The sequence below is a fragment of the Enterobacter huaxiensis genome, from assembly GCF_003594935.2.
GTDB lineage: Bacteria > Pseudomonadota > Gammaproteobacteria > Enterobacterales > Enterobacteriaceae > Enterobacter > Enterobacter huaxiensis.
This window is the reverse complement of sequence record NZ_CP043342.1, coordinates 1676447-1701464: the sequence shown is the minus strand read 5'-3', so window position 1 is coordinate 1701464 and position 25018 is coordinate 1676447. Positions and strand designations below refer to the sequence as shown.

Below are 25018 nucleotides of genomic sequence, written 5' to 3'. Positions count from 1 at the left end.
CTCCCCTTACCGCTGCACCAGGTGCACGCGGATCTGACCTGTCATCAGAACGAGAACAATCATGTTTAAACCGGAACTCCTTTCCCCGGCGGGAACGCTGCAAAATATGCGTTACGCTTTCGCCTATGGTGCCGATGCGGTGTACGCGGGCCAGCCGCGCTACTCGCTGCGCGTGCGCAACAACGAATTCAATCACGAGAACCTGCAGCTCGGCATCAACGAAGCGCATGCCCTGGGCAAAAAATTCTACGTGGTGGTGAACATCGCGCCGCACAACGCCAAGCTGAAAACGTTCATCCGTGACCTGAAGCCCGTCGTGGATATGGGGCCGGACGCGCTGATCATGTCGGACCCGGGTTTAATCATGCTGGTTCGGGAGAACTTCCCGGAGATGGACATTCACCTCTCCGTGCAGGCCAACGCCGTCAACTGGGCAACGGTGAAGTTCTGGAAGCAGATGGGGCTGACCCGCGTGATTCTCTCTCGCGAACTGTCTCTGGAAGAGATCGAAGAGATCCGCACCCAGGTGCCGGAGATGGAAATCGAGATCTTCGTTCACGGCGCGCTGTGCATGGCCTACTCCGGCCGCTGCCTGCTCTCCGGCTACATCAACAAACGCGACCCGAACCAGGGCACCTGCACCAACGCCTGCCGCTGGGAATATAACGTCCAGGAAGGCAAAGAGGACGACATTGGCAACATCGTGCACAAGCACGAGCCGATCCCGGTCACCAACGTCGAGCCTACGCTGGGCGTGGGCGCGCCAACCGACAGCGTGTTTATGATTGAAGAAGCCAAACGTCCGGGCGAGTACATGACCGCCTTTGAAGACGAGCACGGCACCTACATCATGAACTCGAAAGACCTGCGCGCCATCGCGCACGTCGAGCGTCTGACGCAAATGGGCGTGCACTCCCTGAAAATCGAAGGCCGCACCAAGTCTTACTACTACTGCGCCCGTACCGCGCAGGTGTACCGCAAGGCCATCGACGATGCCGCCGCCGGTAAACCGTTCGATACCACCCTGCTGGAAACCCTCGAAGGCCTGGCGCATCGCGGCTATACCGAAGGCTTCCTGCGCCGCCACACGCATGACGACTACCAGAACTACGAGCACGGCTACTCGATTTCTGAACGCCAGCAGTTTGTCGGCGATTTCACCGGCGAGCGCAAAGGCCCGCTGGCCGCCGTGGCGGTAAAAAACAAGTTCACCAAAGGTGACAGCCTGGAGCTGATGACCCCGCAGGGCAACATGAACTTCCGTCTGGAGCACCTGGAAAACAAAAAGGGTGAGGCGATTGACGTCGCGCCGGGCGACGGCCACGTGGTCTGGCTGCCGGTTCCGGAAGAAGTCGAGCTGGAGTTTGCGCTGCTGATGCGCAATTTTGAAGGCGAAAACACCCGTAATCCGCACGCAAAGTAGTTAATCACGGGTATTTTTTCGTGGCGGGATAATTCTTAGAATCGGATCACATACCGCTTCGTTCAATATGGGTATTATCCCACGCTGAAAAACATAACCCATAAATGCTAGCTGTACCAGGAACCACCTCCTTAGCCTGCGTAATCTCCCTTACGCGGGCTTATTTTTTTCATTTAACACAATGAAATAAAAGGATTTATTTCAAACTACGTCCACATAGTGACCACATCGTTAATAAAAAACCCCGCATCAGCGGGGTTTGATCTGTGTTGAAGCATCTTTGCCATTGAGGCGTCCTGACGATGAACTGCGTTAGCGTGTCTCGATTTCGCAACTAAGCAATAACGATTCTTACAAATTCAGTTCGTAATCATCTCCGTTTATGACCTTTTTCATTAATTCAAGGGCCAATGGAGAATATTTATGAAAGCCTGTTTTCCCTGTCATTATTGTTATGTGGTAATTATTATCACTCGATTTTATATCAAAATGTTTTTCTTCTTCAATTTTATCAATTATATTTTGCACTGCATGCCATGACTGCCGACCTAATAGTTTTGCTACTTCAGACATTGTATAAGGGTAGTTTGCATTCAATGCCTGCCCATTATTAAGCTCAGCGATTCCATACAGCTTAGGCAGAGTACTATCTTCTTCAGCAATTTGTCTAAGCATTTCGAAATCATACGCTAATTCTTGTTTAACTAATGATTGGGATGCAAAAGTGTATGTCCTAGCTAAGAGAGCTCTGATTAGTTTAGGGTTAACACTAATCTCTGGAGAGTTCGATGAAAGTGCGTCATATACCCAACTAAAATCATTAGCGTAGATTACTTTTATTCTTATTGATTTATTCTCCCCAACACCTATAAGTATTTCTTTTTGATGTGAACCAGTTTTTTCACAATCCTTATCAAAGGATACCAAGTAAATATTAGGTATTAGAGCATTGTTTGGGGAAATAATCTCATCTATATCAGATAGTATAGATTTTATATTTTCGTCATTTACACTATACCCAAAGAAGAACAGTGGATGCTCAGCGAAATAAGTTAACAATTTCGCACTAATATATTTCCGTCTATTATAAAAATGGATGTAGTCATCATTCGTTATTATCAAACTCTCAGGTTCCGTACTACTCCCGTGTATTTTCATGATTTCGCCGTAGGAAGTATAATTAACCGTAACTACATCATGACCAACTATTGGTTGATAGTTTTCAAAAATCCTTTCCAGAACATCATCATAATTTGTTGTTATGACTGCATGCGGTCGTATCTTTATGAGTTTTTGTATTTCTTCTCTATGCTCATGGGTGTCAAAATCTACCCCAGCCGATAAAGAATTTAAGTGGTTTGATATCACATGCTTGATATAGATATCTTTTGAATTATTTTCCGTAAAATATTTTTCAGGGAAATTATCTTTTCCTGCATCCCATGCCCATTCAGCATATAATTCAGAGAAATCACTAGCAATCATTGGCTTATTGCCATTATGCATCTGGTTATAATATCCGTAAGGGCGTGTTATCAGCGGGCATAAATCTGCCAGATACTTTAGTAACTCCTCCCAACAAGGAGAGTTCATATAACGTTGAGAAATACCTGCCCCCATAAATAAAATGGGTTGAACCTGAAGACCTTCCAGACAAGATTTTATATCTTTAATTACTTCAGCTTGATATTCGTTGAATTCCATAATGATATCTCAACCTCTATAAGCAGATTAAAATTGCCCATAAATGTGCTTGCTCAGTACATGCTTTTGAGAAGCGTTATGTTGTCCTTGCCAAGCGGGTTAGGTTCTCCGCCTAACAACTACACCCTTTTCGTGGGATCCTATCTCCATAGGATATCATTGAATTCAGTACATTTACGAAAATTCTAGCGACACATGGTAGCACTCTATTTAGTGCCATCCGAATTTTCAAAAAGTCTCGTCTTACTCACTTAATTTCTAAGTGGGGCATCGGAAAACCGTCACAACCATCACACACTTGAAAAAACCTATTATCCTATTGATTTATCTCGATAAATATTGTGACACTCAAACCATCACAAAACGTAACACAAACCGTCACACTCAATAAATTCAGTGACATATAAAACAGAGTTGTGATGTTTTAAGACCATCACACTGTGATGCTCTTGTGATGTTTTTGTGATGGTACAGTAATGTCTATTTATTATTAAATTTCATATAGATAGAGGATAAATTTTAATCTTGTGACGTTTGTGACGTTTTTCCGATGCCCCCCTTCAATTTTTGGAAATATCCAGATTGGTCAGAAATCACCCTGATTTGATGGTGAGTTTGTATCTCTCTCTGTTACTGATTTGGTCACTGATAGCGGCATGTGTGCGCTGGGATGGGCGCGGACGGATCTGTGCAAATTATTTCAGTTGCGCCAGTTCGCACCATTCCCCGCAAACCCGCGCCAGCTGTGGCTTTCTGTCTTTTGGCAGTTAGAAGATTTCGCTCCGCTCCTTACGTAAAAAGTTACGTAATCACACCTGACACCGCATGGTGCAAGCCTTTCCCTTCTGCACCGACCTGCTGGCCATTGTCCTAAAACTGAAATCTTTGAAATCTGTTTCACACATTTCAGTTGGAGATCGGACTCTAAAGCCCCAGCGCTGGCGCAGTCTGGCTGGTTGTTTTGTCCCCCCGGAAAAACTGAAATCTTTTTCAACACGAAAACCGCAGGCGGGTGCGGTGTAGCGCCGTTTTCGTTACTTCCGTCGTTATTTCGTCGCGCTCAGGATTCGCTGGCGCAGGCGTGCGCCGCTGCGCTGAATAAAGGAGTGTCTTTGTCTGTATGTAAGGGTGCGCTGCGCTGTGGGCGTTCTGTGCCGTTTGAGGGGGGTACAAAAAACCCGCTACGGTGAGCGGGTGGGACGCGGATTACTTGCCGATTACGGGGGAGTATTTACCGTTCAAGGTGTCAGCCTTTGCGCCGGTGCTGCGGATATCGCCGGCGTTCGTCGGCGTGCCGGTATTGCTGTGCGTGTGGCTGGCCGTCAGTTCTGCCAGCTGCCTGACCACATCAAGCGTATCCAGCATCAGCTGCGCCACGTTAATGCTGCCGGAACCGATCCATACCACTGGCGCGATAATCTGCTGCTGTACGGCCGCAACGCTTTTCCGGATCTGGCCAATCTGCTCCGTCAGGTTCATGCCGATCGTAACGGTGGCGTTTTCGGCTACGGCCAGTTCATCATTTCCGCCGACCGTGGCCAGCCGGCTACCCTGAATCGCCTGGCTAAATTTACCGGTGCTGACCTGCTGAATGGCTCCGGCCATCAACGTGGACGTACCGATAACGCTGGTCTTATCCGTGGCTTTAATGGTCGTTTCCCGGCTCACCAGCTCCCGACTTTCCGTATCTGCCTTAACCGTTCTGGCCATCGATGTTTCGCTGATTGTCTGGTCAGTCTGCCGTACCCAGTCTCCGGCCTGCGTCACGCGCTGGGAGACTTCCGCCCGCTGCTGCTGGAGCTGCTCGCCGGGTTTGATATCCGGCAGGCTGGTACCATCCGGCACAGTCTGGCGGATAAATGGTTTATCCGGCCGGCCGTCAGTAAAGGCAACTTCTACCAGCGTACCTTCAGGCGGGAACTGGTACATGCCGGAATCATTACCGGCCATCGGTACCGGGAGTGGAACAGCAGAATAAACGGGCGTTTGCGCGTCGGGTTTTCCGTCTGCGTCAAGCAGCTGCACGTCCACGGCGTAGCGCGGACGGAACGGATCCGAAAAATTGCCGCTCTTAACTGCTTCTGTCGGCGCGATGACCCTGGCGAACTTCGGCAGGTGTAGCCCGGACGCCAGCTCAGGGAAATGGCTTTCAATCTGCCGCTGTACCGGTGATTTTTGCAATGGCTTGCCGGTGGCGCGGTTACGCGGTGTCCAGGTAACGGCCATCGTATCGTTAGTCAGATGTACCTTTGTGACGCGCTCGCCGTTCATTTCAACCCCCGGCCGCAGGCTCTGAACAACGGGTAACGTCATGGTGTTACCGCCAGCAGCCCCCTGGCTGAACCCGGCCGGGATATCCACCGGCTTACCGGCAAAGAGTGACTTTTCCGCGCCTCCCACATACAGCCCGCCATCCGGTAGCTGGTACCAGATGTAATCCGTTATGCCAAAGGCTTTACCCAGATTATTCAACAACTGATACCCGCTGCCGCTGTGGGTAAAGTGGGGGATCGGTTTATCGGTGTAGTCAGCATCAGGAACCATCACCGTAATGCCGCTGTTCTCTTCCAGCCAGCCCGCAATACTGCGCAGCGTGGGGTGCTGAAGTGAGCATGGCCACAGGCGTTCAAACACGCCGACCAGCTCACGAACAAAAAGCCGCTGAAAACCGTTATCAGCCGGCTGCGATCGTTCAACATACCCGGTAAACCACCGCAAAAGCAGGTCTGTATAGCCCACATTAAGACGCACCAGCTTGCCGGTATAATCCTGGTCAGTTTCGGCCGTGATAAATCCCCGGCCGCAGCTGTTCAGCTCCAGCACCAGACTGGCATCAGCGAGATGTACCTCATCGGTTGACAGGTACAGACGTTTTATCGGTTTCATCCTTACCCCAGCGCATCGTTGACGGGCTTCAGGACTTTTCGCTCAAACCACGTCATTTTCTCATCATCTTCGTCAGCAGACTGGCCTGCGCTTCCCGCCGCGCCTCCCTGCTTTTTCGCCGTCGTTTTACTGCTCGCCCTTGCCTCTTTCTTCTCCTGGACGCTGATATGCTCGGTCAGCGTAAATGTCACCAGCCAGGACATTTTCCCGTCCTGCTGCGGGGCATCCAGCGTGCCGGTAAAGGTGGCTTCACGAAAATTAACAGCCCGCGCCTGCTCATGCGCCACGCGGTATTTCTGCCGCTTTCCGCTGGCATCGGTGGCGCTGGCCAGCTCAAAGATGCGGCGCAAAATAGCCTTATTTTTAAAGGGAACTTCACCGGATACGCGCAGCTCCTTTCCCTTCGCCCCCTGTTCGGATTTGGTCGTAGCGCTGGTCTGGCCGGACTGGTCTTTATCCTGAAACTGCTGCGTTATGGTTACACGCATGTTTTTCAGCTGGATCGCTTCTCCGTTAAGCGCCAGCGTCGGGTTCGAGGTCATGTATCATTCCTTTTATGCCGTCGAGATTATCGCCGGTCAGCATCATCGCCGCAGAGTAAACCGCCGATTGCAGCGGGATGCCCTTGACCAGCTCCAGCAACGTGGTAGCCAAATCACCACTACCAGTAAATACCCATGCTCTGGCGCTTTTACCCTGCAATTCCTCCAGACTGCCGGAGATGTCGCCCAGCAGGTTATCGCGCAGCCGGCTAAAGTCGTCCAGCTGCTGCTTCAGCGCGCCAATATCCACCGCTGCGGCAGCTTCTTCCTGCGCTTTTTTTACTGCCGCTGCTGCCAGTGCTGCCCTGCTGGTCGGAATTGACAGCGGAATAACATCAGCAACGCCAGCGGTATACTTCGCTGGGATTTGCATTCTTTCTAAGGCCAGCTCTGCGGTGGATTGCGCCAGACGCTTTACCTGCGTGAAAGCCGGCGACGGAAAAACGTCTACCAGCTGGTTGAGACTGTTCATAAAGCTGTCATGCGTCTGGCCAGCGACCATCATAATCACCACTTCCGCATTACCGCCTGTCCCGGCCAGCTTCTCAGCCAGGTATGAAATCGCATTAACGGGGCTGAGATACGCCCCGTTCTCTGTCTGCTGTCCCAGACCATAAACCCAGGGGTGCGCGGGAATAACGGAACAGCTCACCGACGCGATGGCATCAGAAAATGCGATCTTTGCTTCACGCCACATTATTCTGGTGCCTCCGGAAAACTGACGGGCATTACGGAAATATCAACGGCTTCCAGAGCGTCCATATAATCAAGCCAGGCGTTTAACTCATTGAGCTGTGCTTCGGTCAGCGTTCTCCCCGCCATCAATTTGGTCTGAGGAACAACAATCTTTTCCCTTGCCTCACTCAGTAAGCGATCGCGCTGGTCTTTGGCCTGCTGCTGTAGTTCTTCCTGTGAATAAGCAAACGGGATGATTTTTTTGCCATCAAATACCCAGCGCTTACCCGGTTCGAAAAAATCAGCCGGCACGCTGGCCTTTCGGACTTCCGAAACCGACAAATTTTCTGGCGCCAGCATGGATACATCCCATGATGCGGCAACGATATTGCCTTTTTCATCAAACATGAATTTCAGACTGGTAGCCGAAAATTTACCCTGCGATTCATACCAGTCGTTGCCGTCCTCATCGGTAAACACCATGATTGAAATGTCATCAAGCTGTTTTGTCGTTGCGCTAAAATTTTTCATTAGCATCATAATCATTTCCTTATGAATAGGCCGCAGTAACCCAGGAGCCGCCGTTAATCTGATACTGGAGCGGACGAAGACGGATCCAGTAATTTGAACTTCCCCGGTCAGCAAATGACGTCATCACACCGCCAGTCATACGCTCACTATTTCCGCGCTCCTGGTATTCTGCCGACGCCCCAAAACGAACGCCGGTAACATAATTCCCCTTTGCCTGATAGCCCGCGTCGGACTGAGCTTTGGTGTAATAGCGCGAATCGGAAAGCGTTTTGGTGTAATAACGTGCATCAAAGTTTGCGTAGTTAGCAGGAGTGACTTGCCCCGGGCAGGCGTAATTGCCGCTGGTGTCCCACTTGTGGTTATATTCCTGCCCGGCGCTGCCCCGGATATGTAAATGCCAGCTCAATACTGTTCCACTAATCAGGGCACCCATTGAAAACACCCATGCATTACTACTCAGTCGTGCGCGTTGCTTAATAAGTGGGTGATATTCGCTGGTTCCAGCAGAGCTAAAATCCTGATAGTAAGCGGCTGTAGTGTTGTACTGCTGATCCCATGCATACGCCCCGACATATCCCGCTGAAATGCCTTTTGTGGCGTTGACCCCCTCCCCGAAAACTACATTTCCTGTGCTCAGGTTCACCTGTAGAGGACGCAAGCTGTTATAGCTCCCAAGAGGTGCGCCGCTATCTGTCAGCATCAGATACAGATTGTTGCCATCATTGCGCCAGAAAGAACCATAGCTGCCGTATGCAATGCGGAAGTTATTAGCGGTTTTACCAATGATTTCACCGTCGAAGGTACCGTCCGGGTTGAAAATAACCGTTTTCCCGTTTGCCCTTAAACTGATACGGCCATTTACATCAATTTCAATGCCGCTATTTGACTGATAGTTCCACAGCATCAGGGATTCGCTGTTAGCGTTAGCTTTCCCTACATACCATGAGTTAGAACCATCTTTTTTATACGACATGATGTACTGGCGCGTATCGTCCCCTGTACTCCTCAGCGCAATATTGGGCGCATTCATGGCAATCGCCAGTGAACCAGACAACGTACCGCCGTTAGTACTGAAGAACTCAAGCCAGTCAGTCCAGGGACCATTGCCATTAAAAACACCGGTCAAAGCCCGGACAAAAATACGGCTGCTGTAAGAAACATACATTTGCTGGCAGCCGTACGCAGACGGTGTAACAAAAAGCGTACCCGCTGCATTAACGGGATAATGGTTAGCCGTTGTGGCTGACGCATTTTGCTGTTGCGGATAAATGCCTGCATCTGTCGCTTTACCCAGCGTATTCAAATCCACGCTGAGGTTATTGTTTGCAACGATCAAACGATTATTCGCGTTATCGTTAGCAGCCTTAACCGCTTTCGGCGTTGCCGCCAGCGTTTCACTGTCGCTGTTCGTCGCGCTACTGAGTTGCACAAACCCTTTTTCGCCGGTCGTTGCATCCGGATGATTACGTGATTTTTCGTGCGCTTTCAGCGCATCGCTCGCAGCCTGGTCATTAAGCGAACCTTTCGGGCGCAGGTCGGTAATATTCCCGTTCGCGTCAATGCTCGCCAGCGCAAACACGTAATGCTGTACGCCATTCTGTACATAATCCGCAAGATTAGCGGCAACCGTAACCTTGCTCTGCACCGCCCAGACGCTGGTTAACGCCCCTGTCCAGCACACGTCCAGCCAGACTTTAACTGGCTTTGTGGTGACGGTGATATTTTGATTCGCAGCCAGTCCGGCACGCAGGCCAGCCACGTAGCCCGCACCTTTGGACACAAAATATTGATTGCCCGATTTACCGACCAGCCAGCCGTCACCAAAAAACGCCGCCGTACCATAAATATCAATATTTTCCAGACGCTGACGTTCATCCATCCCCGCCATACGGGCAGTGAAATCAATCTGCCAGGTCTCTGCCGGCGTGTTAATGGCCGTTTCGGTCTGTGCGCCGGTGAACTCCATCAGGAAAGAACGGGTCAGGACGTTGCCCTGCTGGCCATCCTTCGTTTTCAGCTTCTGCTGCTCAGGTGCATGGACAATCATCGCCAGCGTGCCGCTGGCCTTGTTCATCAGCCCGATCCAGTTAAAGGAGAAGTCCCCCACATCAGCGCCCAGAACCGCCGAATGCACCACCGAATTTTCATTCACGACCCCCTTACGGGCGACGGGTGCGCGGTAAACAATCTGCGCGGCCGGTGGCAACGCTTCACTGCGATCGACGGGCAAGGCCGGGTCTAGCCCCGGAACCATCGCAAAAACGAACTCATCCAGCAGGACAGGCTCGCCCGTCGCAGCCTGCTGCGCTTTCCACTGCTCAAACACCAGCGTGATAGCGGTCTGTGACATAAAAACTACTCTCCCTGTAAGCGTGCGCTGAATGTCGCGCTGCTGGTTTCCGTGCCGGCAATCCTCGCCGGATAAACAACATATTCACCCTGATCCCACCCTGCCCGGATGGATAAGGTTTCAGAGGTAATCACCTCAAACTGGTAGCGCCGGCACGTGCGGCCGTACTGGCGAATAATCTGAATCATCAGCTGCGTGTTGGCGGATATCTGGCTGTCAGTGACGCGAACCAGTATCACGTCCCAGTCAATATCCGGCTGACGCTCCAGCAGCTCCACATAGCCAATTCCCAGCCGGTCAAAGATTTTAATAAAGCCGGCAACGGAACCGGCATCTGCCGCATTCACAAAGGCGTAAGCGACGCGCCGGCGAAAGAGGTTCAGCGGTTCGCCGTTAAAACGGCTGATATCCCTGTCCCATGCAATGAGACCCAGTATCGTTTCGTTGCAGGTCAGCGGGTCAAACTGACGCAGCGGCCACGTTATCCAGCTGTATACCTCCGCCCAAAAGGTCTGCGCCGCTTTAAGGAGCTTTTGCGGCTCCCCCTGGTTCATCCATGACGGCAGAACCATGCTGGCCAGCTTTTTAAGAAAATCATTCATTCTGTAAATCCACCCTTAGAGAGTTCAGGCGCGGCACGCTGAGTTCACTGGTAATATCTTTCAGCGAAAATTCCAGCGAATCCGTATCCGGGAACGTCTTGTGGATCTCCCGCCCCAGCTGCGAGAAGGAAAAACGCGAGTATGGCCACGTCTTCTTCACGTCATAGTCGGTATTCTCCCGAAAGGCGCAGCGGATAAGGTTTTCAACCCCTTTTTTGAGGTTGTTCTGCTGCTCCTGCTCCAGGTTGCTCAGGTTTTTAACCCAGACCGTGGCAACCAGATCGTGACGGGTTTCCGGCATGGCAAAACACTGCATATCATCGCCGTGGCCATGATGCCCCTGCGTGTTGATATAGTCGTTGACGGCCTCTATAAACGGGTCTGACGCCACACCGCTGTCCAGCAACAGATAGGCATTGGCGGTACCGGGTCCGCGTGGCGCATCATGCTCAAAGAAGATCCGGTCAATACTCAGACCCGCAACGCCGGCAATCATCGAACGATATACCGCGTCGGTATGGTAATTCCCGACCAGATTAAACTGATTACGGCAGCGTTCGCGCAGCTCGTCGTCGCTCTCCTCGTCCGCCCCCGGTACCGTCAGCCAGTTTTCTTCACTGGCGACGTGGCTTATACCATCCACGGCCACCGGCAGAATGCGGAAATAGCCCGGCGCAAGGTTGTACGCTCCGCCTGTTCCCGTCGCTTTTACCGCCAGCAGTGCGCTGGCCGTACCGGAGGGGATCGTGACATCAGCGACGGTGGATACGGCATACACCTTTCCATTGATACGCTCGGTCTGTATCACCGTGCCGGCTTTGACCGTCACCGCCTGTTTTACATCATCCTTGAAAAAGCGGATCACACCCTCGGCCGCGCTGGCCGGTTTTGGCGTGACGTTCACCGCCCAGGCAAGCAGGCGCAGCATCTGACCGGTGGCAGTGGCCACAAACATACCGGGCATGACCACCGCTACCAGCGCGTCTTTCAGCCACATCACCGGCGCGGTAACAATCGCCGTAATAAGCCGCCAGAATGGCGACATACGTGACGTGTTGGTAATCAGCCCTTCATCGGCCACAACGGCATCGAAACGGGTACGTACCTCATCTTCCGTGGTCGGCATCCCGCTGGCTTTCACCACCTCTTCAAAATCGACCTGTGGCTTTTCCGTCATAGGTTCACCTGATAAGTAATGCTGCCAAAATCATAGGTACCGGCAGTCACCCACAGCCGCTTCGCGCTCTCATCGCGGATTTCCACCGTACCCGGCACAATGCGATCGTCACTTTCAACCAGCAGTTCCAGCTGAGTAAAAATATCTGCGCGTAATGTCGGGCTGCGCTCGGCAATTAACTGCGTGGCCAGCCCGCTTTCGATAATCGAGTGCACAACATCCTGCCCGATACTTTTGCGGTTATTGCACAGTTCCGGCTCACTGCCGGTATTAAGTACAAAGTTTCGCCCCTCAATAAGCAGGTCGATATAAAGCACATCACTCATTAATTAAGCTCCTGCCATTCCATTAGCTGAGCGGGTGAAAGCGCTTCTTTTGTATGGAAATGCACTTCACCAATCGTCTTGCTGTTGTCCGTTACGGCTTTTGAATTTTTACTGATAGTGCTGCTGATTCCGCCCCGGTCGACGCCTTTTAGTTGCCCCCCGGTTGAGAGCGTATTGGCTGTCAGCGACTGCTGAATATTGCCGGCGTAATTATTCTGCATAACGGGCGGCATCACTCCGCCCGCAACTTCAGGACTTACGGGATTAACAACAGGAGACAGCTTAATATCCACGCCGGGGATTTTGTTCAGTTTGCCGACAATCCAGTTCCAGGACTTCAGGAACCCGCCTTTGATGGTCTGCCAGATATTGTCAAACAGCGACACGATGCCGCTTAACGCCTTTGACGGAGAAAAGCCGGTGAGCAGCGCAATGAAGCTGTTCCAGCCGGCGACGATCGAATCCCATGCGGAGCCGAACACACCCGCCAGCCACTTCACTACATCAGCCGCAGCCTTAAAGGCGGCGCTGTCCATGACGGCGGCTTTAATGGTATCCCAGTGCTTAACCAGCAGATAACAGCCCACGACCAGCGCCGCAATCGCTGCGATGACCAGAAGCACCGGCCAGCTCATCAGATTGAAACTGATTCCCGCCAGCATCGCAGCCATACGCACCGCCAGCAGCACGCCGCGCAGGGTTTTCAGCACAATATTCCAGGCTAAAACTGCTTTCTGCGCCAGCCAGACAACCACGGTGTACGACTTCACGACCGCAACCAGCAGACGCCATACACCGGTCAGCCCCATGATGATGAATTTAGAGACTCCCATCACAATATTGGCGCTCGCCCCCACGGCAGCAAAACCCAGTAATGCCAGCGTGGCATACCCGATTACGCGCGCGATGTTGGGGAACATCTGCATCCAGCGGGCAAAGGTCTGCCCCATATCGGCCAGGCGGTTCAGTACCGGATACAGCACGGGGATCAACGTCAGGCCAATCACCGTCTGAATAGATTTCAGGATTTGCACAAAGCGATCCCACGGCTTGACCATCTTTTGCGCCATTTCCTGCGTGCGCTTCAGTCCGTCAGCCCCGCCCAGCTCGGTGATATTGCGTTGAAGTAACGCAACATTGCCATACAGCTGTTTCACTACTGCTGAACTGTCACCAAAGGCCGCATCCAGCTCCGCCTGCGCTTTCAGGTTGCCATCCAGGCTTTTACCGTACTTGTTCTGTAGCTTCGCCAGCATGTCAGGCATGGACAGCATTTTGCCGTTCACATCGGTAAACGACAGCCCGAGCTTTTTGGCACCATCAATGGCACCCGTCATAAAGCCCTCGTACGCGCTGCTGGCCTCCGTTCCGAGTGTGCGTTGCAGTTGTCCCAGCACCGCCAGCTGTTCATCCATCCCGACGCCGTAGTTCGTCCCGACGCCGCGCGCACCTTCCATCAGGTCTTTGATGGTTCCCATCTCGGTACCGAAGGTTTTGCGCATGTACACCATCTTGCCCGCCAGCTGTTCGGCAAACGGGACTTTACCCAGCCTCGCCGCCTCAGCGGAAAAGTTGCCGAACATCTGTCCCATGAATTCCGTGGTTTCGGCAGCGGTGGATTTCATGGCAAACGCCAGGGTATTGGCGACTTTCGTCACCTTCGGCAGCTCGGTAGTGCTCAGGCCGGCGATGGAGGCGTTAATGTCTTCCGTTGACTTCACGAACTCCACCGCACTGGCACCGTAGGTCATGCTGAAGCGCAGCGCATCACGCTGCACGGTTTTCAGCGAAGTATCATCAATCCCTTTTGCGGCGGCATCGTTCAGCGCGTCATACATCTCAATCGCCGGCGACAATGCCCCCTGAATGGCCTGAGCAACGCCCCACATGGCCAGCGAACCGGCACCAACCTGCTTAAAGGCATTTTTTGATTTTTCCGCAAAGCCGGATACGCTGGCCTGCGCCTGTTTTAACGGGCGGGTCAGTTTATCAATCAGGCTTAATGTAAAATCTAATTGTTTCATTCCGTGCCTTTAAATGCCGTGCTAATTCCGTTAGCCACCGCAACGCGCATATTCTCCCAGTGGCGATTATCCAGCCATATGGCAGCGGAAATATCATCCACGGTATCTTCCCCGTGCGGGAGATAATAACGGCGCAATATCAGGTATTGTTCGAGTCCATTTTCTTCAATAGTCTGGACTCGTCTGGTTAGTTTTTTACTTCAATTTCCAGTTCTGGCGCATAAATCTCGTTAACCTTGCCCGCGAGCTGAAGCGCAGCTCCGGGACGTTTTAAAATATCGGCCAGTGCTTCTTTGCTTTCCGCAGCCACAATACGCGTCAGATAACTGTGCGCCGGCACGACTTTATTATCCATCGCCATTTCATTAATGAATTTGTTATAAGCCGTCTGGTTAGGTTCAAAGGTAATATCCTGACCACAAACAGTAAGATTAATCTTTTCCATAAATAACACTCTCTCTTAAATTAATTTCATCAACAAGCTGGTTATGTCGGGCAGCACACTGCCCGTATAAGTCCAGATAAAGGGTTAATAACTCAGCTGCATCACGCCCCGTCGTTCCGGCCAGACGCGGCAGCTGCGCGGTACATTTAGTTTTCAGGTTTTCCTGAAAGCGCACGTTCGGTACCGGCTGCGGCTTCGTTGTACATGCTGACAAAATCATCAGACAGGCAGCGATTGGTAAAGACCGGCTTAACCACTTCGGTACGAATTTCGCGCGGTTGTGCATTTTTTAAAGCCTCCAGCTGCTCCTCCAGTTTTCGCCCCGACGCGCTGGCCGCGTCTGCCAGCTGCTTACCGGTAGCGGTGGCCGCCTGGCTTATCGCAAGGTCAATACTGTCCCGCTGCCACCCTGCCACCGTCCAGCCGCTACAGAACGTCAGGACAACCAGAAGAATTCTCACCACAGGATGTTCCATCAACGAACCCCGTTGTGTTCCAGGCTGAAGTGATTGCCGTCCGGACGGGATTTAAAGCGCCCGCCCCACGTACCGCCAAGCGTCTCCCAGTACTCGCCCAGCGGCAGGTACGCCGCGCTGTCGGTCTGGTACTGGCCGTTAATGAACAGATTGAAGTCCACGGCCAGACGCTGGGTATGCAGGCTGTTGGTGATACCGCTGCCTTTTTTCGCATTCAGTGCGGCCTGCTCAGGCGTGCGGTACGCTTCACCGAACGTCAGGCGATAGCCGTGTTCTTCCGCCCACTGGATCAGATTTGCCACCATTACGGTGAAAAGCTGCTGTTTTTCGCTCAGAGTCATTTCCCTGCCCCTTCATTCAAAAAACCGCCGATCCCTTTTTTACGCAGCCAGGCTTCCACACCGTTCAGACCCAGAATCCCCAGCCCCGAACCAATGCCGACCAGCGCCAGCGGATGAATATCCGGTACCACATACAGCGCCACGCCGGCCAGCAGTGACAGCGCACTGCCAACAATCAGGCGACCGGCCAGTAAACGGACGGTGATAGGCTCACCGCTGTTCAGCATTTTTCCCAGCGCAATCATGGCGCCCATGATGGCCAGCGCAATAAATCCCTTTTCGTAATCCTGCATCCCTGCCTCTTATCCAATCAGGTTTTCCGTGGCTTCCGCTTCCAGATACGGAATGCCGTCAATGTTGATAAATTTAGGGCTTGTCACGAGAAACTTAATTTTTCGCGTGGAAAGCGCCCCGCCTTTGGGGTCGAGATCCAGAAGATTGTTCAGCAGCAGCTTGCAGCCGAACGCCTCCACCTTGGTTTCTTCGTTGCCGGCTTTGGCATAGAAAAGAAAATCCAGCTCAGGAATGCCGCGCCACGACCCGGCAGACTGCGCGCGGGCTTTGATGGCGATCAGTGCCTTTGTAGCCAGCTCCAGCTCACCTTCGGCGGACACGTCACCATCCACCCAGCCATCCGGCACGCCGCGCGTCTGCGCTGCTGCCGTGTTGTCGGTGATATCGAGAGAGATTTTCTCCGCATGTACCAGCTCGCCATCCATATAGAAGTCGAAGGACATGCCCGAAATACGTCTGGTCATGAGTTTGTCTCCAGGCTGGCATCCAGCAACAGGCTGATCGTGATTTGCAGCGGTACCTCATACGTCCGCACCACAATGTAAATATCGACGGCCTTTTTGTTCTTCCAGACGATCGTGATATCGCCATCCTGCGGCGGCTTCACTTCGCCGGGGAAGGACACGCCGTTAATGTTTGCGGCCGTGGACATTTCGCGCAGCGGACGGGCAAACAGCGTCTGGTGTGCGGCAATACTGCCCGGCGTGCTGTTAAGCGCACGGTCGGCAATTTTGCCAATAGCCAGCAAACGCACGCGACGCGCGGCTTTATCCACAATACGCAGCGTTTCAATGGACTGATAATCGCCGCCCTCGACGTCCAGCGTGCGACCGTCAGACCAGTAATAACCGTCATAGTCCGGATACCACATCGGCACGCTGTAGCGCTGTGCCTCCAGTGCCTGAAGCGTGGCCAGCTCCAGCACCGCACCGGTACCGTCTTTCGGCAGCTCATCGCTCCCCATGCTCAGCAGCGCCCCGGTCTTCACCCGCGCGGGGCTGTCGGCAATGGTGACAGCACGATTGCACAGTCGGCCGGCAAGCACGCCCGGCTCGTTACCCCAGAGGCGGGGAACCAGCTGTACAGCTTTCTCGGCAATGCCATCCTGAAGCGTGGACAGGCGGGTCAGATAATCGGCCTGCGCCTCCTCATCCTGCATCCCCTGCACCGCCAGAATGAACCAGACCCAGCGGCCATATTTCGCCGTCAGTTCCGATCGCAGCGTTGCCGCCTGGTTAATGGTCGCTTTTGCGGTAACATCATCCGACAGCACCACACCTTCAACCGAACAGGACACCTGCGCGGCTTTAACCGCTGCCACCCACGCATCCGGCTCGCTGTCTTCTGCCAGCACATGGACAAATCCCCACCAGTTCTGGCCGGCGTTAGCCAGTGCGGCCAGCACATCGTTCTTTAACGGGCTGTCTCCGTCACCCAGCAGCGTGTCAAAATCGCTCTGCGCGTTGACGGTCAGCGTCTTCCCTACATTTGTTGAACCGTTACCGATAAACAGCAGCGTGCGCTCCACCTCATTGGTTTCGCCCAACAGCTGGTTTACCTGATTCACGGTTACAATTGGCCAGGTCATGTTCTCCCCCTGATATCCTGCGCGTTAACATCCAGACCGAACCCGACAGCCTGAAGCTGTCGCGCCAGCGCTTTGTTAAAATCTTCCTGACCAATCCCCAGAAACGCCCTGGCAGGTAAATCAATCTGCCAGGAGGTTTTGACCGGCTTATCCTCCAGTTTCCGGATAAGCAGACCAGCCTGACGAGCGGTCATTTTTTCCTGTATTTCCTTATAACCGGGTTTACGCCAGCGCTTACCGCGCCTGACTTTGTACCCGGCTTTGCGCAGGCGCTTCGCCTGTCGCAGTGAGGCAGGCTTATCCCCCTGCTCACGGCCTGCCACCTGCTTACGGTTGACGGTGACGCTCATCCCGTTTTGCTGGATATACCCCACGACGCCGGCAGAGAGTTTCCCCTTAGCGTTGCGGTAATGACCGCCGGCAAGATAGAGCCTGACGGACTCGGTTTCCGGCATCTCCCGGATGCGGATAAGTTTTGGCATGTTGCTCAGCATCTTGCCTTTGCGCCGCGTCTGCCTTGCCGCCCACTTATCCCCTTCCGGAGACTGCTGATTACGCACATTTCGCTTAGCCGCTGCCTCCACGCCGTATTTGGCCATACGCCACAGCAGGCGGCGGCGCTTCGGTGGCGGTAACTCCAGGCTGGCCAGCGCCGCCTGAAGCTGCCGGAACTGCTCCTGATTCAGCTCTCCCTGAATCATTTTTGCCCCTCAGTAAGCGGGATAATGGTCATTTCCTCCGCCGTCCAGACCTCTGGCTCATCAAGCCGCCAGCGCTGGCCATCGAAGGGGATCTCACCTTTGGGATCGGGAACCATGTTGAGTTCTTCCGCCATAGGGAGCGTCACCACCATGATGGCCGTCTCCTGGTCGATGGTTTCGATATCGAATTCCGGCAGCTCGCTGTCAATGCCGGTTTCCTCCAGCAGCCCCCGCTCATCCTGCGTCAGCCAGGACATAAACAGCGCCATCAGGATTTTGGGATCGTACTCACGGTAAGGATAACGCTCCCACGTCAGGACGGCGTTATAGCGGATAATGGCAAGGCGATACTGCCCCAGCCCGTTATCCCGCTGCGCCGGAATGAACATGATTTCGTCCATCTGGCTGTCAAATCCCTGCATTGCCCGCTTTGGCATGTTCGCAATGAGAAAGTCAGTCAGTTGCTTAAGCTGGCTCATACCATGGCCACCGTAATACGTTTCAGCCCCTTGATACGCCGTACCGTCAGCGTGGATTCGGCAATCAGGCTTGAACGCGTTTCGTCGCTCTCCTGCCCTGGATGGCTCTCACGCCGTCCAATGGATGCAAACTCCCCCATAAGGTCAGCTTTGGCGCGGGCATATACCGCTTTGCGGTAGCGGGCGCACAGCAGATTTTCGCCGTCGATCTCCACTCCCGGCACGGCCTCTGCGCGGGTATGGCCATCACCCTGATATTTAGCGGCGACCTTAACGAGATCGTCATTGATTTCGCCGGCTGCGGTCAGCAGCGCCTGGCGAATGGTGGCCGCGTCGATATCGGCCGGAATGGTGCGCTGGGACTGGAAATCCTTCACGCTCAGGTCTGGCCAGAAGCCATCATTCGTCAAAATGGCATCATCAAAATCAATCGAGGTTCCGCTGAACATCCTGTTTCTCCGGATAAAAAGCGGGCAGACCGGTTTCCACGGGCGATACGCTTATGCGATCCCCTCCACCGCGCCCGCTTTCGGGTCGGTAGCCTTTTACTTATCAAGTACCCGCAGACGTGCAGCGATACGCTGCAACATCGTGCCAACACCACATTTAGGGTCGAATCCCTTCGCCTGCTCCAGCAGTTCCTTCGCCCTGAGCAATACGTCCCTGTCTTCCGTTGCCGCTGCGCGTGGCTCTCCGTTTTCATCGCGCAGCAGGTGCAGACCGGCAAACTTCAGGTATTTGGCCTTGATGACCTCATACACATTCCAGTGCTGCATCACGTTCTCCAGCGTGCGGCCGAAATACGGTTCTACATCATGTCCCTCAACGGCTTCCGCTTCCGCCCAGGACAACACCGTATCCGCCACAAACACCGGGAACGTACTGCCGAACGCGGCAGGGGTTTCCTGCCCCAGTGCTACGGCCACGTCCGCCCAGTCCAGCGCCTGGTCAAACTGGCCGGTATCAAACAGCCAGACGACACACCAGGCAAAAACGGGATTCTGATTCGCACCGTCACCGTCAAGCCACTCCTGCGCCGTTGGCATCCAGCGCGGCAGCAGTACATCCCGCTTGAACGCCATACGTTCGGCGCGGCTCTCGATGGACGCGGCTGCGGCAACATCTTTTTCGAGCGCCACGAGCTGAACATGCAGGCTGGTTTCCGTGTCCAGCGCCTGCTGCCGTCGAAGTAACCGCTCTGCTTCAATTCGTGCGCTGTGGCGCTGTGCTGGTGACAGTTGCATTCAGATCCCCTTATTCCCCTGCCGGTGGCACGACCGGTGCCCCGATAGTTACCGCACTTTCATCAAACGCGGCGTACAGTTCCGGATACTCAACCGCATAACCTTCATTACGCAGGTATTTGTTTTCGTACTGTTTACGGTCTTCTACAAACTCAGCGTTACGCTGGCGCGTGCCGCGCTGGGTGTAGATATGCAGGTTAGGCAGTGTGGTGACGATCATACGTTTACCCGGCATAAACGGCGGGACGTAAGCCGTGCGACCGGCGATACTGTCAGACAGCAGCTGCGCGGCGATCTTCTCGGTCGGTTTATCCGCTTTCTGGTACAGGCGGAAAGATTCAGCCGCCACCAGGTCAGCGCCAACCAGCACCACCAGACGCGGGTCATTACGGTACTGTGCCGGGATTTTGGCGTTGATAAGGTCGGATGCCATTGCATCGAGCGAGACATAATCGCCTTTACCGTCGCCATCGAGCACAACCGCATCGGTGATAATCTGCTGGCCATCCTTCCACTCTTTAACGATTTGGTGCCAGCCCTTGTTCACATCTTCGCCGTTCGGGTTCTTCTCGGCGTCTGTGGTTTCGGCAATGGTTTTACCGTTAAAGCCAATACGCAACATATCCAGCGCAAAGGACAGATTGGTAAATTCCTGGACGCGCTGGAAGAACTCACCTTCATCGCCGGCATTCGCCCAGACAGACAGCAGTTGCCAGGTCAGCGCCGCACATGAATCGGTTTCGACCAGCTTGTAGTCGTTACCGCTCACGCCCACTTTTTTGCGAAAACGCCCATCCTGCACGCGACCGGTATACAGGCCAGAACTACCAACCGGCACAACCTGCCCCTGTAACTGGTCAACATCTGCAACGGTGATCAGATTCAGAAAGTCAGACTGTTCCATCAGCGCATTGCGCAGCTGGGTCTCTTTCGGGTCGGTCAGCGCAAACCAGCGGTCATCTTCATTAGCGCCGTAGGATTCACGCAGCCCGGTGTGGTACTGACGCAGAAACTGACGGGCTTTTGCATTCAATTGCATATTCTTTTTCCTTAAAGAAAACCAGCATCATCCCTTACAGGAACTTGAAGCCTTTTTTGTCCTTGCTGAACTTTTTGTTAGGCAACTGAGTGACCTTCTCATTCAGCTTGCTGAAGCCCTTCACCAGCTCCGGCAGGTTGCCGACCAGACGAGCGAAATCTTCGGTATCCACCACCTCTTTCACGGTATCCACATCGTCCTGCACATCGGTCATAGCGGATTCAATCGCGCTTACGCGGTCTTCCAGTGCGGCCAGCGCATCCGCCAGCGCCTGCAAGACATCGGACGGTGCCGGATCCGGGTCAGGCGTCTGTTCCGGTTCTTCGATACTGAAAAAATGACGCCAGCCTTTTTTCGCTGTTTTTGACATTCCCTTTTCCTTTTTAAATTCCCTGACTTCATCAAACGCCAGCGGCTTATATGGCCCCACGCGTTTTCCTTTTGTGCGGCTGAAACGTAGCCGTGTGGTGTTTACCCCGGCCGGACTGTCAGTAACAGCCAGCCCTTCCAGATAGGTTTTCCCTGTACTTCTGAAATTGCCGTCCGGTGTAAACTCCGGTGATAAAAATAAAAGCTGACCTTTCGCATTTGCCTGAAGCAATGCAATTGCCGGACAGAGACGGGCATATAAACGAAGAATACCTTCATCATCCCGCTCGGTTTTTACTTCCAGCACTTCACCCATATTTCCGAAGTTTCGGGTATGTTCCGGCCATAACAGCGCGGTATATACATTGGGGTCATATAATTCAGCTGCATCAAGTAACCACTGTTCTTCAATGGCTCGCTTATCAACCGTTTCACCCGCAGTGGCGATACAAATCCAGTTTGTTGCCAGTTGTGAACCTGACATATTGCCTCCGTTCATGCTGCGAGTTTCAGTATCACCAATAAAAGACGTTCACGCACTCCAGTTATTTCGGAGAAATTCGGATATGCCTGTTAACCGAATTAAGAAGAATTAATTTTCGAAATTTGCGGCTGAATTGCTGAATAATTCGCTTATTAACTAAGGCAAAAATAAAGGCAAGGAAGCCGATGGCGAAATACAGCGAAGAACTAAAAGGAGTGGCAAGGGCGCTATATCTGAAACGCTATACCCCGCAGGAAATAGCCAGCGAACTTAATTTACCAAACCGGCGAATCGTTTATTACTGGGCGGAGAAATATGCCTGGGCGGAGCTGCTCAGTCATGAGTCTACGGAAGACGCGCTCAATCGCCGCGTGCAGTCGCTGACGCTGCGTGAGGGTAAATCGGAGCTGGAGCTGCGCGAGCTGGACAGTCTTGTGGCGCATCTGGTGAAACTCCGTGCGCAGCATAATAAGCATCAGGAAAAGCTGGCCGAAATTAAGCACAGCGAAGGTGACGCAGCTGCATCGCGCCAGTCTGGTGACGGGGACAAATCGCGTAAGCGCGGAAAATACAAAAAGAACGATATCAGCAAGCTCACCCAGGAGGACTTTGACCGGTTCGCGCAGGAGACCCTTTTTGGGTACCAGAAGCACCTGCGTGCCAATCTTCATCAGCAAATCAGGAACATCCTCAAGAGCCGTCAGATTGGCGCGACCTGGTATTTTGCAATAGAAGCGTTCGAAAATGCGGTGATGACGGGCGATCCGCAAATCTTTCTCTCGGCATCCAAAGCCCAGGCGGAAGTCTTCCGCAGCTACATCGTGAACATCGCAGAGAAGTATTTTGGTGTGGAACTCAGCGGCAACCCCATCCGCCTGTCCAACGGCGCGGAGCTGCGTTTTCTTTCCACCAACAAGAATACCGCCCAGTCCTACAGCGGCCACCTGTACTGTGATGAATATTTCTGGGTGCCGAACTTCGCCAAACTTAACGAAGTGGCCAGTGCGATGGCCACACACGACAAATGGCGCACCACCTACTTTTCCACGCCCAGTAGCAAAACCCACCAGGCGTACCCGTTCTGGACGGGGGAAGAATGGAAGCGCGGCGACAAAAAACGCGCCCGGGTCGAATTTCCGACAGAGAAGCAGCTGCGTGACGGCGGGCGACTCTGCCCTGACGGCCAGTGGCGCTATATCATCACGATGGAAGACGCGATCGCAGGCGGTTTTCACCTGGCCAGCATCGAGAAACTACGCAATCGCTACAACCGCGATACGTTCAACATGCTTTACATGTGCGTGTTTGTGGACAGTAAGGACAGCGTATTTTCGTTTTCCCACGTTGAGCGCTGCTGTGTGGATCCTGCCACCTGGGAAGACCATGACGAAAACCTGCCCCGGCCGTTCGGCAACCGCGAGGTGTGGGCGGGCTACGACCCGGCACGCAGCGGCGACACGTCCACCTTTGTGATTGTCGCGCCTCCCGTACTGGCCGTCGAAAACTTCCGCGTACTTCGGGTCTTTCACTGGCAGGGAATGAACTGGAAGTGGCAGGCGGCGCAGATTAAGAAGCTGTTTGGCCAGTACAACATGACCTATATCGGCATTGATATCACCGGGCTGGGTAGCGGTGTCTTTGAAGACGTTCAGCACTTTGCCATGCGTCAGACTGTCGCTATCCGTTACGGTGTCGAAACCAAAAACCGCCTGGTGATGAAGATGATCGACGTTATCGAAGATGGACGCGTGGAATGGGACAAGGAGCAGACGGAAATCGCCGCCAGCTTTATGACCATTCGCCGCACGTCCACGGCCAGCGGCAACGCTATGACGTTCGTTGCTGATCGCACAGCAGAGACTGGCCACGCAGACAGTTTCTGGGCTATCGCCCACGCTATCGACAATGAACCACTTAATTACGGAAACCAGCGCAAATCCCGCTGGGGAAACTTAGGGAAAGCAGCATGAAGAAACGCAAATTCCGGGAGCGCCGCAGCGCCCCAAAACCTCGTCATATGAGCCTTATCAGCCTGGGTAAACCAGAACCCATTTTGACCACCGGCACAAACTATACCGATGTCTGGTACGACAACGAGGCAGAACACTGGACGCTGCCGATTGACCGGCTGGCGCTGGCGCAGCTGGTTAACCTGAATGCACAGCACGGCGGTGTACTGTATGCCCGCCGTAACATGGTGACGGCTAACTATGAGAATGGCGGGCTGACGCATGAGCAGCTCGGCGCTGCCGTATTCGACTGGCTCACGTTCGGTGATGTGGCTATTCTGAAAGTGCGTAACGGATGGGGGGATGTGGTGGCGCTGTATCCGCTGCCGGCGCTGTATACCCGCCAGCGTAAAACAGGCGAATTCGTCGTACTGCAACAGGCTGAACCGATGATTTACCCGGAGGAGGATATTATTTTCCTGAAACAGTACGATCCGCAGCAGGCAATCTATGGCCTGCCGGACTACATCAGCGGGATTCACTCCGCCCTGCTGAACGGTGAGGCAACAATCTTCCGCCGCCGCTATTACCACAACGGTGGCCATACGGGCGGTATGATTTATTGTAACGACCCGAACATGACCGACGAGGTGGAAGAAGAAATTATCAGCAAGCTGGAACAGTCGAAGGGGATCGGGAACTTCAGCACCATGTTCGTGAATATCCCCAAAGGGGATCCGGATGGCATCAAATTTATCCCGATTGGCGATATCAGTGCCAAAGATGAGTTTCAGAATATCAAGAGCATCAGCGCCCAGGATGTTCTCACCGCGCACCGCTTCCCGGCCGGGCTGGCGGGGATTATCCCGACGAACGGTGCAGTAATGGGAGATATTGAGAAAGCGGCTAAAACCTACCGTAAGGCTGAAATTTTACCCATTCAGCGCATGTTTGCGGCGGCTGTCGCTAATCAGCCAGAAATTCCACAGCATTTGTACCTGAATTTCCTGAAGGACAGCGAGCTGGAAGGTGATTAATGCGCCCAAAAAGGCTAAAATATAGGCGTTTTCAGGGTCATGGAGCGCAGAATATGCGGGTACTAAAAGTAAAATGTCCGGAGTGCGGGGCAAAGGCGATCATCAAAAAGACGAATCCCAAGCACCCCCATATCTCAGATATCTACTGCGCGTGTTCAGATGTGGAATGCGGCCATACCTTCGTGCTTAACCTGACGTTCTCGCACACGTTAAGCCCCAGTGCCAAAACCGGGGACTTGATGGTGCAGACGATCCTTAATTCTTTCTCGCCAGAACAGAAGCAAATGACGCTGGATTTATTGAAGGCCGGTCTGGCCGCATAGAAAAAGGCA

28 protein-coding genes are annotated in these 25018 nt (G+C 53.3%); 4 read left to right on the top strand and 24 right to left on the bottom strand.

What is annotated here, in order from left to right:
- Positions 1 to 61: 61 nt before the first annotated feature.
- A complete protein-coding gene (trhP, locus tag D5067_RS08130; RefSeq protein WP_119938281.1) occupies positions 62 to 1423 on the top strand; it encodes a prephenate-dependent tRNA uridine(34) hydroxylase TrhP in 1362 nt (453 codons plus the stop codon).
- A gap of 351 nt (positions 1424 to 1774) precedes the next feature.
- Here trhP and D5067_RS08125 read toward each other — a convergent pair whose 3' ends face one another.
- The 24 genes from D5067_RS08125 to D5067_RS08015 all read right to left on the bottom strand — a co-directional run bounded on the left by D5067_RS08125 (position 1775) and on the right by D5067_RS08015 (position 21700).
- On the bottom strand, positions 1775 to 3127 hold the full coding sequence (locus D5067_RS08125; RefSeq protein WP_119938282.1) for an SIR2 family protein: 1353 nt from the start codon (positions 3125 to 3127) through the stop codon (positions 1775 to 1777).
- Between the two features lie 1206 nt (positions 3128 to 4333).
- Positions 4334 to 6013, bottom strand: coding sequence for a hypothetical protein (locus D5067_RS08120; RefSeq protein ID WP_119938284.1), 1680 nt, complete (start codon positions 6011 to 6013; stop codon positions 4334 to 4336).
- 2 nt (positions 6014 to 6015) lie between these two features.
- Positions 6016 to 6555 carry a baseplate complex protein gene (locus D5067_RS08115; RefSeq protein ID WP_119938285.1) on the bottom strand — a complete coding sequence of 180 codons (540 nt, stop codon included), beginning with the start codon at positions 6553 to 6555 and terminating at the stop codon, positions 6016 to 6018.
- Positions 6527 to 7252: a hypothetical protein gene (locus tag D5067_RS08110; RefSeq protein WP_119938286.1), complete on the bottom strand. Its 726-nt coding sequence runs from the start codon at positions 7250 to 7252 to the stop codon at positions 6527 to 6529. Before D5067_RS08110 ends, D5067_RS08115 begins: the two co-directional genes overlap by 29 nt.
- A complete protein-coding gene (locus D5067_RS08105; protein ID WP_235843333.1) occupies positions 7252 to 7770 on the bottom strand; it encodes a tail fiber assembly protein in 519 nt (172 codons plus the stop codon). Before D5067_RS08105 ends, D5067_RS08110 begins: the two co-directional genes overlap by 1 nt.
- A 10-nt stretch (positions 7771 to 7780) precedes the next feature.
- A complete protein-coding gene (locus D5067_RS08100) occupies positions 7781 to 10111 on the bottom strand; it encodes a phage tail-collar fiber domain-containing protein (protein WP_119938287.1) in 2331 nt (776 codons plus the stop codon).
- Between the two features lie 5 nt (positions 10112 to 10116).
- Positions 10117 to 10713: a phage tail protein gene (locus D5067_RS08095; protein WP_119938288.1), complete on the bottom strand. Its 597-nt coding sequence runs from the start codon at positions 10711 to 10713 to the stop codon at positions 10117 to 10119.
- Entirely contained in the window at positions 10706 to 11890 is a 1185-nt protein-coding gene (locus D5067_RS08090) for a baseplate J/gp47 family protein (RefSeq protein WP_119938289.1), read from the bottom strand. Before D5067_RS08090 ends, D5067_RS08095 begins: the two co-directional genes overlap by 8 nt.
- Entirely contained in the window at positions 11887 to 12216 is a 330-nt protein-coding gene (locus D5067_RS08085) for a DUF2590 family protein (RefSeq protein ID WP_119938290.1), read from the bottom strand. The genes D5067_RS08090 and D5067_RS08085 overlap by 4 nt, the downstream gene beginning before the upstream one ends.
- Positions 12216 to 14240: a phage tail tape measure protein gene (locus D5067_RS08080; protein WP_119938291.1), complete on the bottom strand. Its 2025-nt coding sequence runs from the start codon at positions 14238 to 14240 to the stop codon at positions 12216 to 12218. The genes D5067_RS08085 and D5067_RS08080 overlap by 1 nt, the downstream gene beginning before the upstream one ends.
- Entirely contained in the window at positions 14237 to 14341 is a 105-nt protein-coding gene (locus D5067_RS24130) for a DUF6890 family protein (RefSeq protein WP_374208598.1), read from the bottom strand. The genes D5067_RS08080 and D5067_RS24130 overlap by 4 nt, the downstream gene beginning before the upstream one ends.
- An 86-nt stretch (positions 14342 to 14427) precedes the next feature.
- The gene (locus D5067_RS08075) at positions 14428 to 14685 is read right to left on the bottom strand and encodes a putative phage tail assembly chaperone (RefSeq protein WP_133302843.1); all 258 of its coding nucleotides are present in this window, start codon (positions 14683 to 14685) and stop codon (positions 14428 to 14430) included.
- Positions 14672 to 14860: a hypothetical protein gene (locus tag D5067_RS08070; RefSeq protein WP_119938293.1), complete on the bottom strand. Its 189-nt coding sequence runs from the start codon at positions 14858 to 14860 to the stop codon at positions 14672 to 14674. Before D5067_RS08070 ends, D5067_RS08075 begins: the two co-directional genes overlap by 14 nt.
- On the bottom strand, positions 14832 to 15161 hold the full coding sequence (locus D5067_RS08065) for a hypothetical protein (RefSeq protein ID WP_119938294.1): 330 nt from the start codon (positions 15159 to 15161) through the stop codon (positions 14832 to 14834). Before D5067_RS08065 ends, D5067_RS08070 begins: the two co-directional genes overlap by 29 nt.
- Positions 15161 to 15502: a M15 family metallopeptidase gene (locus D5067_RS08060; RefSeq protein WP_119938295.1), complete on the bottom strand. Its 342-nt coding sequence runs from the start codon at positions 15500 to 15502 to the stop codon at positions 15161 to 15163. Before D5067_RS08060 ends, D5067_RS08065 begins: the two co-directional genes overlap by 1 nt.
- Positions 15499 to 15795, bottom strand: coding sequence for a phage holin family protein (locus D5067_RS08055; protein WP_119938296.1), 297 nt, complete (start codon positions 15793 to 15795; stop codon positions 15499 to 15501). Before D5067_RS08055 ends, D5067_RS08060 begins: the two co-directional genes overlap by 4 nt.
- A gap of 9 nt (positions 15796 to 15804) precedes the next feature.
- The gene (locus tag D5067_RS08050; protein WP_119938297.1) at positions 15805 to 16260 is read right to left on the bottom strand and encodes a phage protein; all 456 of its coding nucleotides are present in this window, start codon (positions 16258 to 16260) and stop codon (positions 15805 to 15807) included.
- Positions 16257 to 17384, bottom strand: a complete 1128-nt coding sequence (locus D5067_RS08045) for a DUF2586 domain-containing protein (protein ID WP_119938298.1) — start codon at positions 17382 to 17384, stop codon at positions 16257 to 16259. The genes D5067_RS08050 and D5067_RS08045 overlap by 4 nt, the downstream gene beginning before the upstream one ends.
- Complete coding sequence (locus tag D5067_RS08040; protein WP_119938299.1) at positions 17381 to 18085, bottom strand: hypothetical protein; 705 nt, start codon at positions 18083 to 18085, stop codon at positions 17381 to 17383. The genes D5067_RS08045 and D5067_RS08040 overlap by 4 nt, the downstream gene beginning before the upstream one ends.
- The gene (locus tag D5067_RS08035; protein WP_119938300.1) at positions 18082 to 18564 is read right to left on the bottom strand and encodes a phage tail protein; all 483 of its coding nucleotides are present in this window, start codon (positions 18562 to 18564) and stop codon (positions 18082 to 18084) included. The genes D5067_RS08040 and D5067_RS08035 overlap by 4 nt, the downstream gene beginning before the upstream one ends.
- Entirely contained in the window at positions 18561 to 19013 is a 453-nt protein-coding gene (locus D5067_RS08030) for a head completion/stabilization protein (RefSeq protein WP_119938301.1), read from the bottom strand. Before D5067_RS08030 ends, D5067_RS08035 begins: the two co-directional genes overlap by 4 nt.
- Positions 19014 to 19109: 96 nt before the next feature.
- Entirely contained in the window at positions 19110 to 19808 is a 699-nt protein-coding gene (gpM, locus tag D5067_RS08025; protein WP_119938302.1) for a phage terminase small subunit, read from the bottom strand.
- Positions 19809 to 19818: 10 nt separating this feature from the next.
- On the bottom strand, positions 19819 to 20847 hold the full coding sequence (locus D5067_RS08020) for a phage major capsid protein, P2 family (RefSeq protein WP_119938303.1): 1029 nt from the start codon (positions 20845 to 20847) through the stop codon (positions 19819 to 19821).
- 34 nt (positions 20848 to 20881) lie between these two features.
- Entirely contained in the window at positions 20882 to 21700 is an 819-nt protein-coding gene (locus D5067_RS08015) for a GPO family capsid scaffolding protein (RefSeq protein WP_119938304.1), read from the bottom strand.
- 185 nt (positions 21701 to 21885) lie between these two features.
- On the opposite strand from D5067_RS08015, the gene D5067_RS08010 reads away from it, so the two are divergent.
- Genes D5067_RS08010 through D5067_RS08000 form a run of 3 tightly spaced genes read left to right on the top strand, consistent with a single transcriptional unit; the run spans position 21886 to position 25009 of the window.
- Positions 21886 to 23670 (top strand): terminase large subunit domain-containing protein, encoded by a 1785-nt coding sequence (locus tag D5067_RS08010; protein ID WP_119938305.1) that lies wholly within the window; start codon positions 21886 to 21888, stop codon positions 23668 to 23670.
- Complete coding sequence (locus D5067_RS08005) at positions 23667 to 24686, top strand: phage portal protein (RefSeq protein WP_119938306.1); 1020 nt, start codon at positions 23667 to 23669, stop codon at positions 24684 to 24686. Before D5067_RS08010 ends, D5067_RS08005 begins: the two co-directional genes overlap by 4 nt.
- A gap of 53 nt (positions 24687 to 24739) precedes the next feature.
- Positions 24740 to 25009 carry an Ogr/Delta-like zinc finger protein gene (locus D5067_RS08000; protein WP_192575748.1) on the top strand — a complete coding sequence of 90 codons (270 nt, stop codon included), beginning with the start codon at positions 24740 to 24742 and terminating at the stop codon, positions 25007 to 25009.
- Positions 25010 to 25018: the final 9 nt, after the last annotated feature.